Origin of the sequence: Bradyrhizobium sp. ma5 (assembly GCF_042258955.1) — a bacterium.
Lineage (GTDB): Bacteria > Pseudomonadota > Alphaproteobacteria > Rhizobiales > Xanthobacteraceae > Bradyrhizobium.
The window spans coordinates 1,074,095-1,086,473 of sequence record NZ_CP170156.1 but is presented as its reverse complement, the minus strand read 5'-3'; the positions used below and the strand labels follow the sequence as shown (position 1 = coordinate 1,086,473).

Here is a 12,379-nt window from a genome sequence, read left to right as displayed (position 1 = left end):
GGCTTACGCCTGCGGTTGCGGCTCCATGCCGGTGTCCGGATCGGGACGCGGGCGCGGCTTGCCGGCCGGCGGCACGGCGGAGGCGCGCGGCGTCGACGGCTCCAGCACCGACTCGCGGTTGGGCTTCTTGCCCTTCAGCAGGTCGATGATCTCGTCGCCGGTCAGCGTCTCGAACTCGAGCAGGCCCTTGGCCAGCGCCTCGAGGTCTTGGCGCTTCTCGGTGAGGATCTTGGTCGCCTCGTTGTAGCCTTCCTCGACCAGACGCCGGATCTCGGAGTCGATCTTCTGGACCGTCGCCTCGGACGCATTCTGGGTGCGCGAGACCGACATGCCCAGGAACACCTCGTCCTGGTTCTCGCCATAAGAGACGGTGCCGAGTTCTTCCGAGAGGCCCCAGCGCGTCACCATCATCCGGGCCAGGCGGGTCGCCTGCTCGATGTCGGAGGCGGCGCCCGAGGTCACCTTCTCGCGGCCGAAGATCAGCTCTTCCGCGACACGGCCACCCATCATGATGGCGAGGCGTGAAGTCATCTGCTCGAGCGACATCGACAGCTTGTCGCGCTCCGGCAGCTGCATCACCATGCCCAGCGCACGGCCGCGCGGAATGATGGTCGCCTTGTGGATCGGATCGGTCGCGACGACGTTGAGGCCGACGATGGCGTGGCCGCCTTCGTGATAGGCCGTCAGCAACTTCTCTTCCTCGGTCATGACGAGCGACTTGCGCTCGGCGCCCATCATCACCTTGTCCTTGGCCTCTTCGAACTCGGCCTGCGTCACCATCCGCTTGTTGCGGCGGGCGGCGGTCAGTGCGGCCTCGTTGACGAGGTTCATCAGGTCGGCGCCCGAGAAGCCCGGGGTGCCGCGCGCGATGGTCTTGAGGTTGATATCCGGCGCCAACGGCACCTTGCGGACGTGGACCTTGAGGATCTGCTCGCGGCCGACGACGTCCGGATTCGGCACCACGACCTGACGGTCGAAGCGGCCCGGACGCAGCAGCGCGGGATCAAGCACGTCGGGACGGTTGGTCGCCGCGATCAGGATCACGCCTTCATTGGCCTCGAAGCCGTCCATCTCGACCAGCAACTGGTTCAGCGTCTGCTCGCGCTCGTCATTGCCGCCGCCGAGGCCGGCGCCGCGATGACGACCGACCGCGTCGATTTCGTCGATGAAGATGATGCAGGGCGCGTTCTTCTTGGCCTGCTCGAACATGTCGCGGACACGGCTCGCACCGACGCCGACGAACATTTCGACGAAGTCAGAACCGGAGATCGTGAAGAACGGCACGTTGGCTTCGCCCGCCACCGCGCGCGCGATCAGCGTCTTGCCGGTGCCGGGAGGGCCGACCAGCAGCACGCCGCGCGGAATGCGTCCGCCAAGCCGCTGGAACTTGCCGGGGTCGCGGAGGAATTCGACGATCTCCTGCAGATCCTGCTTGGCTTCGTCGACGCCAGCGACGTCCTCGAAGGTGACGCGACCATGCGCCTCGGTCAGCATCTTGGCGCGCGACTTGCCAAAGCCCATCGCCTTGCCGGCGCCGCCCTGCATCTGCCGCGACAAGAAGATCCAGACGCCGATCAGCGCGATGAACGGCAACCAGGAGACGAGCAGCGAGACGAACCACGGCACGTTGTCGCCGGGCGCCTTCGCGGTGATCTGCACCTTGGCGTCATAGAGGCGCTTCACGAGCGACGGGTCGCTCGGCGCGTAGGTCTGGAAGCTGGTGCCGTTGTTGAAGGTGCCGTGAATCTCGGGCCCCTGAATCACGACGTCGCGGACATGGCCCTGATCGACCTCAGTGAGAAGCTGCGAGAACGAGATGTCCGAGGACGACGAGCGCTGGCCAGGATTCTGGAAAAGCGTGAACAACGCCAGCAACAGCAGGACAATGATGACCCAGAGGGCGAAATTCCGCAGATTGGCGTTCATGGTCTTCCTTCGTGGTCGCGCGGATCGCGGCCTCTCTCTAATCCTTGGGCAGGCTCTGTGGGAATCCCCAGGGAATCCATCCCGTCGATGCCCTACAATCTAGGTGCCGCTGGGGTCGATGCCAAGGGAACCACGCACGACTATTTACCGCATCCTAGCCCGATTCCCGGTCAAAAAATGACGCGGAATCCGGTGTTTTTCCGGGGTGGTTAAGCCTCCTTGGCGGATTATGGCAGCGCTTGAAACAATCGAACCCGGCTCAGCGGGAACGGGCCCGGCGAGGCGGCGCCGGGCTGATCCTGATGCGGCCGGAGGCGACGCTGATGACCGCTCCGGCAAGCGTCTGTTTCAGCTTGGATTCGCGCTTTCCCAAGGGCTGATTGACGACCTCATCGACCGCGGCGAGCAGGGTTTCGACCTTGCCGAGTTCGGCCGGCCCCTCATGTCCGGTGCGGTCGATGGCGCGCTTGAGCAGACGGAGGCGGATCTCCTCCGGCATCATCGCGAACAGCGCCGCGTCGAAGCCCGCATCGAGGTTATCCTCGCTTTTCAACGCAAGATCGCGCTCGGCGCCGTCGACCAGCACCTCGAGCGCGGCGTTGGCGCGCGCGATCCGCGCGGCGAGCCGTGCCAGATTCCGCGCATTGCCGCCCTCCTCGGCGAGCAGCGGCATCAGCGCGCGCAGCCGCGGCCGCGTGAAGGACGGATCGCGGTTGGTCGGATCGTCGGCAAAGCTGATGCGCGCCTTCTTCAGCGTCGCGATCAACCGCGCCTTCGAGATATCGAGCAACGGTCGCGTCAGCATGATGCCGTCGCGCTCGGTCTCGCGCGCCATCGCCGAGAGCCCCGCGACGCCGCTGCCGCGCAGCATCCGCATCAACAGCGTCTCGGCCTGGTCGTCACGGGTGTGCGCGGTCAGGATATGCGTCGCGCCGTGCTTGCGCGCGGCTTGCGCGAGCAGGCCATAGCGCGCCGTACGCGCGGCTGCCGGCAGGCCAGCGTTGGGCTTGGTCCCGCTCCAGCGCAGCGTGTGATGTGGCAGCTCGAGGCTGCGCGCCAGCCGCTTGACGTCGCGCGCCTCGCGGGCCGCTTCAGGACGCAGGCCATGATCGACCGTGACCGCCACCAGCCGCGGTCCCTGCGCGAGCGCGCGGCGCCAGCGCGCGACCAGCCACATCAGCGCGACTGAATCGGGACCGCCCGACACCGCGAGCACGATCGCCGGCGCGCGCGCCAGGCCTGCGAACAGGCGCTTGGCGTCGCTTGCCGGGATGGCGGATTGGTCGTCGGGCATCATAGAACCAGCAGGTCGCGGCAAGGCCGGAAGCGGCCTCCCCTTGCTGGTTTAGCACTTCACGCGCTTCTGCTCGCGGTCAACCGCAGCCTTGACGCCGCCGGACGCGCGCGGGTACTTCCGCGAAATCTCGCCGAACGCGGCGCAGGCGGCTTCCTTTTCCTTCAGCGCCGCCAGCGACTGGCCGAGCCGCAGCAGCGCGTCGGGCGCCTTCGCGGCCTTGTCGAACTTGGTGGTCACACCGAGGAAGGTTTCCGCAGCATCGCGATATTGCTGGCGCTGGAAATAGCTTTCGCCGAGCCAGTACTGCGAATCCGCCACCAACGGATCGCTCGGATACTTGGTGGCGAAGTTCTTCATGGTCTCTTCGGCGAGCGCATAGTCCTTGCGCTGCATGTAGCCGATGCCGAGGTCGAACTCGTCCTTTGGCGTCGCCGACGGCGGCAACGTGGTCAGGGCCGCGCTCGCTCCGGGCGGGCGCTGCGGGCTGGTGTTGCCGAGCTCGAGCGGCTCGCCCGCTCCGCGGCCGCCGGGCGCTCCGACCGCCGCATCGCTCTGCATCGGCATCTGGCCGCCGCCACCGAGCACGCGTGGAGCGCCGGGGGCATTCGGATTCTGGGTCGGATCGAAGGCGTCGCCGCGGCCGCGGCGGCCCGGAGCTGCAGCCGGCGCCGGCTCCTGCACGATCGGTGCGGGCGCGGCGATCTGCTGCTGGTCATAGCCGCCCTGCGGCTGCCGGCCATATCCCTGCTGCGGCTGGGCGTAGCCCGGCTGAGCCTGCGGGTAGCCCTGCGGTTGCTGCGCCGGCGGCATCGCCGCGACACCGGGCTGGGCCGCCGGCGGCTGGCCATTGGGGCCGGGCGGCTGGCCGCCGAGCTGGCGCAGGCGCTCCTCGAGCTGGCGGTTGCGGTACTGCAGCTCCTCGTTCTGCCCGGTCAGCTGCCGCAGCTGGTTCTCCAGCCGCTCGATCCGCATCTCGGCATCGGAATCGTCGGATTGGGCAAACGCTGGTGCGGAAACGGCGAACAGCGCCGCGATCGCCGCGGCGGAGGAAAGAAAATGAAGCCTGGATGACATTTTGCCCTGACGACGAGATCGACGTGAAAAGCGAGCGACATTGAAAGACGGAGTACGCCAGAATTGTGACTTGCAGTTCAAATCCGGGACAGCGTCGCGGATACCGGTTTAGTACGGACGGTGGAACAAGCAAGCGGCCAATTGCACGCAGCTTCGTTCATCTTGATGAAGCCGGGGTCGGGCTCTCACACGGCCAAAACAAAACCGGCGCCCGAAGGCGCCGGCTTGGAAAACGAATCCAGGATCGCGTCAGGAGCTGGCGTTCAGCACGGTGACGGCGCGGCGGTTCTGCGACCAGCACGAAATGTCGTTACAGACCGCGACCGGGCGCTCCTTGCCGTAGGAGATGGTGCGCATGCGGCTCGGGTCGATGCCGCGCGAAGCGAGATAGGAGCGAACCGACTGGGCACGGCGAGCACCGAGCGCGATGTTGTATTCGCGCGTGCCGCGCTCGTCGGCATGACCTTCGATGGTGAAGGAATAACGGTTGTAGGTCTGCAGCCACTGCGCCTGCTTGTCGAGGGTCGCCGTCGCCTGCGGGCTGAGATCAGTTTGATCGCTCTCAAAAAACACGCGGTCGCCGACATTGACCACGAAATCCTGCTGGCTGCCCGGGGTCGCGCCGCCTCCGATGGCGCCATTCGCGTCCAGCGGGTTCTTGTTGGCGCAGGCACCCATCGACAACGCCACCGCCAGAACCGCAGCCAGCTTCATACCCTGGAGGATACGCATCTGATGTTTCATTCCGGAGCCTCCACGCTCACGCTCTTCGTACTGTCCATTGGGTCTACAGGGCGATGGTTAAGCGAACGTTCCGTCAACCTTGACGAGACCTTGCTCGACCCGATCAAATGCCAGGCAATGGCGAAAAGCGCCCCCGATGGTTAATGGGTGGCAAATGTGGCGCGATGGTGAAGGGAAGGCAAGGTTCGCGGGAACCGGCGGCCTTTGCAGGACAATTTGGCTCGCACGCAACAGTCGATCGATGTCGGATTGATCAGAACGCCGGTTGCTTAGGGATTCGGCACGATCGAGGCGCGCTCGAACGGCCGGACGATACCGTCGGGCTGCAACAGGCCTTCCCGCTCAAACAGCATCCGCCGTTCGAAGGCGCTCGAGCGCAGGAACGGATAGCGGGCGAGCACGCGTTCCCGCACGGTCGGCAGATGCGACGCCATTAACCCGACCGGCTTCACTAGCCCCGGGTAGAGCCGCGGCTCCGACCAGGTCTCATGCAGGAACACACGCCGGTAGAACGCCATGTGCTCGGGCCGGACCGGCGCCAGGCCGTAATCGGCGTTGAAATGCACGCCCGCGGTCGAGCCGAGGCGCACCGTGACATAGGGCAGTTCCGGATTGTTCCGCGCCTTGTCGGGGTCCGCAACGAAGCGTGTCGAATCGATGAAGACCAAACCCTGATCGAGTTTCGGCAGCAGCACATCGCCGAATACGTCGAGCGTCGGCGAGGAGCGCCACTCCGGTGTCGCCACGGTGATGCGGATCGAGCTGCAGAGCTCGCCTTGCAGATAGACGCCGAACACCCAGGCGTTCGGCGCATCGTCGAACTGATCGACGACGCGCTCGTCCGCCGAGGGCCGGATCGCGCCTTCGCGCAGATAGGCACGGTAACGCAACCGGTAGATTTCGTCTTTCTGTTCGGGGGTCTGAGCGAGACGGTAGTCGACTTGATCGAGAGGGTCCGCAAGCCTTCCTGTCGCGGGCTTGATGGCTTCGGCCGCGGACCTCATGTGGTAATCCCCTCAACAACCCAACAACTTCAACGCGCGAGCCAAAAGATTAACAGCTTCTTAATTTTCGTCAAAGCAATCGAGGCAATACGGTTAACCTCCGACCGCAAGCGTGCAATTCGAATCGCGCAGTCGAAAGGTTCCACAACTATCGGTTGAGGATATTGCGCTGGATCAAGCGATCGAGCGCGAGGGAACCACGTGCAATTGCTCGTCGGCCCGACGGCCGTGCGAGGCATTGAGCAATTGGCGGATGCGGACGGAGGGAACCGGCCGGCTGAACAGGTATCCCTGGGCTTCGGTGACAGCGCCGTCGGCGCTGATCAGTTCGAGCTGCTCGTTGGTCTCGATCCCCTCGACCACGACCGACATGCCGAGATCCGCGGACAGCCGCGCCACGCCGCGCAGCAAGGTCAGCGGACGATCGCTGTCGATGCCTTCGAGGAAGGAGCGGTCGATCTTGACCTTCTGCAGCGGGAAATTGTGCAGATAGCTGAGCGACGAGTAGCCGGTGCCGAAATCATCCAGCGAGATCCGCACGCCGAGCGAACGCAGCTGCGACAGCACGTCGTGGGTCAGTTCGGTGTTGTGCAGCAGCGAGGATTCGGTGATCTCGATCTCGAGGCGGTGCGCCGGCAGACCGGAGACCTCGAGCGCGTAGCGGACCTCGCTCAGGACGTCGCGCTGGTGGAACTGCTGCGGCGAGAAATTGACCGCGACGCTGACCGCCTCGGGCCACTTCATGCATTCCATGCAGGCCTTGCGCAGGATCCAGCGGCCGAGATCGACGATCAGGCCCATGTCCTCGGCGACCGGAATGATGTCGACCGGTGAGACCGTGCCGCGCGCCGGATGGTTCCAGCGCAGCAGCGCCTCGCAGGTCGAGACCTTGCCGGACTTCAGGTTAATCAGCGGCTGGTAGAACAGCTCGAATTCCTCGTTGGCGAGCGCCTTGCGCAGATCGAGCTCGAGAATGCGGCGGGCCTCGACGGTCTGCGCCATCTCGTCGCGGAAGAAGCAGAAGGTGCCGCGGCCGTCGGCCTTGGCGCGGTAGAGCGCCATATCGGCGTTCTTCAGCAGCGTGTCGGCGCCGACCCCCGGCGCGGTCATCGCGATGCCGACGCTGGCACCGATCTCGACCAGATGGTTGTCGATCTTGTAGCGCTCGCTGAGGCGGTCGACGATGCGCCGCGCCAGGGCGGCGGCGTCCTCATGCGAATGGATGTTCTGCTGGAACACAACGAACTCGTCGCCGCCGAATCGGGCCACGAAATCCTCCGGGCGCAGCATCTCGCGCAGCCGTTCGGCGACCGCGCAAAGCAGCTGGTCTCCGCAGGGATGGCCGAGCGTATCGTTGACCTGCTTGAACTGGTCGAGGTCGACGAACAGCAACGCGGAGCGATGGTCGCCGTGCTGCATGGCGAGCAGCCGGCCGATCTCGTCGCGGAAATTGACGCGGTTGGGCAGCGCGGTCAGCTCGTCGTAGCGCGCGAGATGGCTGATCCTGGCCTCGGCGTCCTTGCGCTCGGTGATGTCCTCGACCAGCAAGACCGTGCCGCCGCCTGCCATCGGCTGGAACGTCCAGTCCAGCGAACGGTTCTGGGCCGGATCGGGGTCGCTGGTGACGATGTCGCCGCGCTGCGAGCTTTCGATCTCGTAGAGAATCTGTTGTGCAGCCGCGGCCGAGATCGCGCCGGACAGCACGCAGGCATTGCAGATGTCGGTCGCGCTGGCGCCGCGCTGCACGAAATCGTCGGACAGCTCCATCATCTCGATGAAGCGGTGGTTCATCACCGCAAGGCGTCCGTCGCCGCGGAACATGCACAGGCCGTGCGGCATGTTGTTCAGAGCGGTATCGAACTGGCCTGCCAGCGCCGCCTCGCGCTCCTTGGCGATCCAGGCGTTGACGTAGATGCGCTGCAGGCTGGAGGTGAGGTGCCGGATGGCGCTGAAGAACACCAGGCTGAGCAGCGCAAGGGCGATGTGATAGGGACCGCCGACATACATCAGCGCCGCGATCAGGGGACCGATCGACATCAACAGATGCTGGTGGAAGATTTGCGGCCGGCCGAAGGTCCGCCCTACCCCCGCTGAGGTGTAGGCGACCACCGTGGTCACGCAAAGCATGTGCGCGGCGGCATCGCTGGTCGTGAGCAGCACGGCTGCGCCCCATAGGCCGAGCGCGATGCCGTAGGCGAGACTGCCGATCCGGTAGCGCTTTTCCCACGTCACGGACTCTTCGACGGTGAGACCGGAACTGCGCTGCTGATACCGGTACATCTGCAGCGCGCGCGCCAGACCCACCACGATGAACAGCGGCACGCACAGCCAGGACAGCAGATTGCCAGTGACGAACGCAATCACGGCGCCCGCAATGGCGGGGCCGAAGGCGCCGAAGATCATGGGCGCGGGGTTCATGAACAGGGAATCGACCAGCGCCGCCGAAATCGTCGGCGACATCGACCGGTCCGGTTCTCCCGTCTGACTTGCAAACTGCATTGAGAGCGCGCGTCCTTTTCAGCTCGCACTCTTACTGATCTCAGGTGAAGTCTTTCTGAGGGAACATCGTTAGCGAGTCGTTGCCGCGATCCATTGATAGCCGAAATTCGGCATAAGTTTCAGTGCGCTAGGTAAGAAGTGCCGGCCGCCCCAGGGTTCCCTGGAGCAGCTCTGCGCGAGCCTCACGACAACAGCGGGGACCAGGCGGGGTCGGAGGCAAAACCAGGGGTCGGCACCCGCAGTTCGTTGCGCCCGGAAACGTCGATGGTGAACAGCGACGGACCGCTGTTGCCGCCGGGATCGCGGAAGAACATCACGACGCGCCCGTTCGGCGCAAAGGTCGGGCCTTCATTGTGGAAGCCCGAGGTCAGAATGCGCTCGCCGGAGCCGTCCGGCTTCATGATGCCGATCGCGAACTGCCCGCCGCCCTGCTTGGTGAAGGCGATGTAGTCGCCGCGCGGCGACCATACCGGTGTCGAGTAGGTGCCGTCGCCGAACGAGATGCGCTGGGCCGCGCCGCCGGTTGCCGGCATCACATAGATCTGCGGCTTGCCGCCGCGATCGGATTCGAAGCAGAGCCGCGTGCCATCCGGCGCGTAGGACGGCGAGGTGTCGATCGCCGGCGTGTCGGTCAGCCGCGTCATCGACTTCGAGCGCAGATCCATCACGAACAGGTTCGAGTTGCCGCCCTGCTGCAGGCTCATGATGACGCGCTGGCCGTCGGGCGAGAAGCGCGGCGAGAACGACATGCCCGGGAAGTTGCCGACGATCTCGCGCTGGCCGGTCTCGATGTTGAGCAGATAGACGCGCGGGTCGCCCTGCCCGAACTCCATGTAGGTGATTTCCTGGGTCGACGGCGAGAAGCGCGGCGTCAGCACAAGATCCGAGCCGCGGGTCAGATAGCGCACATTGGCGCCGTCCTGGTCCATCAGCGCGAGGCGCTTGACGCGACGATCCGCAGCGCCGCTCTCGTCGACGAACACGACGCGGGTATCGAAATAACCCTTCTCGCCGGTCATGCGCTCGTAGATCTGGTCGGAAATGATGTGTGCGATCCGCCGCCAGTATTCGGCCGAGGTGTCGTACTGCTGGCCCGCGAGCTGCTGGCCGGTGTTGACGTCCCAGAGCCGGAATTCCGCCTTCACGCGGCCGTTGCCCTGGCGCGTCATGCGGCCGGTCACCAGCGCCTGCGCGTTGATGCTCTTCCAGTTGTTGAAGTTCGGCGCCGCGTCGATGTTGATCTGCTTCTCGAGATAGGCGGCCTGATCGATCGGCGCGAACAAGCCGCTGCGCTTCAGGTTGTTGGTGATCACCTGCGTGACGCCGACGCCGACTTCGGCGTCGCCGGGCGTGCCGGCGGCGAAGTTCGGGATCGCGATCGGCACCGGCGCGAACTCGCCTTCCGGAATCGGAATTCGCTTCGGGCCAGCCTGCCCGAACGCGCTCCGGCTTCCGGCAAGGGCGCCGAGGGCGGCGATTCCGGAGATCATCTGTCGACGGTCGAGGCGAAATTTCATGGTCCGCAAATCATTCGTGTTGGTCATTGTCGGTGACTTTTGCTTGCCGTTGGCCAGGCGACGCGGCTGTCCTCAGGTCTTCCGTTCTGTGAACACCGGCGCGAAATACTTCCATTCCTCGAAGAATGCCGCCGGCAGTCTGTACGGCTGGCATTCGATAATCGCCCGCAGCGCGCTCTCCTGATAGACGCGCAAATAGGGCGTTCCCGGCGTGCCTTCCGGCACCGGCGGCGCTTCGAGCTTGCCCTCACGGTTCAGCTTGATCTCGAAAACGGCCTCGGTCTGCTGCGCCTCGATGCCGCCATAGGGCTTCTTCCAGCAGCGCTCGACCTGCTGCTTGAACATCGCGCCCCAGGTCGCGGAGTTGTCGGCGGCCTTGCCCTTTGCCGTGCCGAGCGAGGCATTGGCGTTGAGCGTATCGCCGGTCGCCGAGGCACGAGTCGGATCGCGCTTGTCGAGCAGCGCTGCGATCTTGCTCTGGTCGAAGGTGCGCTCTTTCGGCTTCTGCTCCGGCGGCGGCTTGGCGGCCTGCTGGACCGGCTTCGGCGGCGGCTTCTTCTCTTCCTTCTTGATCGCTTCCGCGATCGGGTCGGGCTTCTCCGGATCGGGCTTCTTCTCGACCGGCTTCGGCTCTTCCTTCGGCTTGTTCTCGACCTTCTTCGGCGGATCCGGCTTCTTGTCTTCCGGCTTCTCGACCTTCGGCGTCGGTGCCGGCGCGGTTTCGGTCACCACCGGCGGCTTCTTTTCCTCAACCTTGCCGACCATGTCGTCGACCGGCTTGGCTTCGGCGACCTTGTCGACCAGCGGCTTGGGATTTTCCTTCTTGCCGTCCTTCTGGCCGGTCATGACATGGGAGAGCTGATCGGCGGAGACCACATCAACCGCGACGGACTCTTCTTCCGGCATCACGTAGGCCCTTGTCGAAAACGACACGAGGCCCCACCCGATCACGAGGACGTGCAGGACAATCGACGCCGCCAGAGTCTTGTCGACCTTGATCTTCAAATCAGGCTCCCCGTGCCTTGCCGCACATTGGCCCTATCCACCTTCCGGAATGATGACGATGTTCGCCTTGAATCCCGCGGCCCGGACCTCCCCGAGCAATTTCATCATATCCGTGTAACAGACATCCTTGTCGCCACGCAGATAGACCACCTTTTCGGCATCCGACCGGGCGTCCCCGATCGCCTTGATCTTGGCCGGAAAATCGGCGGCCGTGATCGGCGCGTCGCCGAGATAGAGCTCGACATTCGAGTTGCAGCCACCGCCGGTGCGCTTGACCGACAGCGTCAGTGGCGGCTGGTTCGACGAGATCGACTTGCCGCCACTCGCGACCGGCAGGTCGATGTCGATGTTCGACGTCATCAGCGGCGCCGCGACCATGAAGATGATCAGCAACACCAGCATCACGTCGACCATCGGCGTGACGTTGATCTCGGCCATGACCGGCTTGCGCCCGCGGCGGCGTCTGCCGCTACCGCCGGACCCTGCCATGCTCATCGCCATGATCGTGCGCTCACAAGGGTGACCATCGTGACCATCATAAGTCTCAGCCCCGCTCGTCGATCTGACGCGACAGGATGGCGGAGAACTCGTCGGCGAACCCCTCCAGGCGCGCGGCCTGCCGGTTCACCTCCGAGGTGAACTTATTGTAGAAAATAGTCGCCGGAATTGCGGCAATCAGGCCGATTGCGGTGGCAAACAGCGCTTCCGCGATACCGGGCGCCACCACCGCCAGGGAGGTGTTTTTGGAGGCCGCGATCGACTGGAAGCTCGACATGATGCCCCAGACGGTGCCGAACAGGCCGACAAAGGGGCCGGCCGAGCCGACGGTGGCCAGCACCAGCAGCCGCCGTTCCAGCCGTTCCACCTCCCGGGCGATCGAGACGTTCATGACCTTCTCGATTCTAGCCTGCAGGCCGGCAAAGGACCGCGACTGGCTCTCGAAGGAGCGCTTCCACTCCCGCATCGCCGCCACGAAACAGGCCGCCATCGACTGGGTCGGCTTGGCCGAAAGCGCCCGGTAGAGTTCCTCGATCGACTGGCCGGACCAGAACGCCTGCTCGAACTTGTCCATCGCCCGCTTGGTGCGGGCGTAGAGCAGGATCTTGTCGATCGCGATCGCCCAGACCCACACCGAGCAGGACAAAAGTCCCAACATCACGCATTTGACGACCCAATGGGCCTGCCAAAACAGCGCGATCAGCGACACATCGCTCGATGCCAGTGGCAGCGTGGACTGAGCCACGTCGGCGGGGTTCATCGGCAATATCCTCTCAACGCAAGTGTCCTTAATCAGGCGGGCCGCCAATCGGCAC

The 12,379-nt window shown here is 64.9% G+C and carries 10 protein-coding genes; all 10 read right to left on the bottom strand.

Annotated features, from left to right (window positions below; genetic code table 11):
* Positions 1 to 3: 3 nt before the first annotated feature.
* Positions 4 to 1,926: an ATP-dependent zinc metalloprotease FtsH gene (ftsH, locus tag ACE103_RS04945; protein ID WP_092123466.1), complete on the bottom strand. Its 1,923-nt coding sequence runs from the start codon at positions 1,924 to 1,926 to the stop codon at positions 4 to 6.
* Positions 1,927 to 2,185: 259 nt separating this feature from the next.
* Positions 2,186 to 3,223 (bottom strand): tRNA lysidine(34) synthetase TilS, encoded by a 1,038-nt coding sequence (gene tilS / locus ACE103_RS04940; RefSeq protein WP_375778538.1) that lies wholly within the window; start codon positions 3,221 to 3,223, stop codon positions 2,186 to 2,188.
* Positions 3,224 to 3,271: 48 nt separating this feature from the next.
* Positions 3,272 to 4,297 (bottom strand): tol-pal system protein YbgF, encoded by a 1,026-nt coding sequence (ybgF, locus tag ACE103_RS04935; RefSeq protein ID WP_375778537.1) that lies wholly within the window; start codon positions 4,295 to 4,297, stop codon positions 3,272 to 3,274.
* Between the two features lie 249 nt (positions 4,298 to 4,546).
* Entirely contained in the window at positions 4,547 to 5,041 is a 495-nt protein-coding gene (gene pal, locus ACE103_RS04930) for a peptidoglycan-associated lipoprotein Pal (RefSeq protein WP_375778536.1), read from the bottom strand.
* 269 nt (positions 5,042 to 5,310) lie between these two features.
* Positions 5,311 to 6,045 (bottom strand): hypothetical protein, encoded by a 735-nt coding sequence (locus tag ACE103_RS04925; protein ID WP_223975907.1) that lies wholly within the window; start codon positions 6,043 to 6,045, stop codon positions 5,311 to 5,313.
* A 174-nt stretch (positions 6,046 to 6,219) separates the two neighbouring features.
* Positions 6,220 to 8,544: a putative bifunctional diguanylate cyclase/phosphodiesterase gene (locus tag ACE103_RS04920; RefSeq protein ID WP_375778535.1), complete on the bottom strand. Its 2,325-nt coding sequence runs from the start codon at positions 8,542 to 8,544 to the stop codon at positions 6,220 to 6,222.
* A gap of 182 nt (positions 8,545 to 8,726) precedes the next feature.
* Entirely contained in the window at positions 8,727 to 10,061 is a 1,335-nt protein-coding gene (tolB, locus tag ACE103_RS04915; RefSeq protein WP_223975900.1) for a Tol-Pal system beta propeller repeat protein TolB, read from the bottom strand.
* Positions 10,062 to 10,133: 72 nt separating this feature from the next.
* On the bottom strand, positions 10,134 to 11,060 hold the full coding sequence (locus tag ACE103_RS04910; protein WP_375781009.1) for a protein TolA: 927 nt from the start codon (positions 11,058 to 11,060) through the stop codon (positions 10,134 to 10,136).
* A gap of 39 nt (positions 11,061 to 11,099) precedes the next feature.
* Positions 11,100 to 11,567, bottom strand: coding sequence for a biopolymer transporter ExbD (locus ACE103_RS04905; RefSeq protein ID WP_092123450.1), 468 nt, complete (start codon positions 11,565 to 11,567; stop codon positions 11,100 to 11,102).
* Between the two features lie 43 nt (positions 11,568 to 11,610).
* Positions 11,611 to 12,324: a protein TolQ gene (gene tolQ / locus ACE103_RS04900; protein WP_016846954.1), complete on the bottom strand. Its 714-nt coding sequence runs from the start codon at positions 12,322 to 12,324 to the stop codon at positions 11,611 to 11,613.
* Positions 12,325 to 12,379: the final 55 nt, after the last annotated feature.

Bases quoted from the DNA above. Each gene is read 5' to 3' on its own strand.
- ftsH (WP_092123466.1), bottom strand. From the start codon at position 1,926: ATGAACGCCAATCTGCGGAATTTCGCCCTCTGGGTCATCATTGTCCTG.
- tolB (WP_223975900.1), bottom strand. From the start codon at position 10,061: ATGAAATTTCGCCTCGACCGTCGACAGATGATCTCCGGAATCGCCGCC.
- ybgF (WP_375778537.1), bottom strand. From the start codon at position 4,297: ATGTCATCCAGGCTTCATTTTCTTTCCTCCGCCGCGGCGATCGCGGCG.
- ACE103_RS04925 (WP_223975907.1), bottom strand. From the start codon at position 6,045: ATGAGGTCCGCGGCCGAAGCCATCAAGCCCGCGACAGGAAGGCTTGCG.
- ACE103_RS04920 (WP_375778535.1), bottom strand. From the start codon at position 8,544: ATGCAGTTTGCAAGTCAGACGGGAGAACCGGACCGGTCGATGTCGCCG.
- tolQ (WP_016846954.1), bottom strand. From the start codon at position 12,324: ATGAACCCCGCCGACGTGGCTCAGTCCACGCTGCCACTGGCATCGAGC.
- pal (WP_375778536.1), bottom strand. From the start codon at position 5,041: ATGAAACATCAGATGCGTATCCTCCAGGGTATGAAGCTGGCTGCGGTT.
- ACE103_RS04905 (WP_092123450.1), bottom strand. From the start codon at position 11,567: ATGGCGATGAGCATGGCAGGGTCCGGCGGTAGCGGCAGACGCCGCCGC.
- tilS (WP_375778538.1), bottom strand. From the start codon at position 3,223: ATGATGCCCGACGACCAATCCGCCATCCCGGCAAGCGACGCCAAGCGC.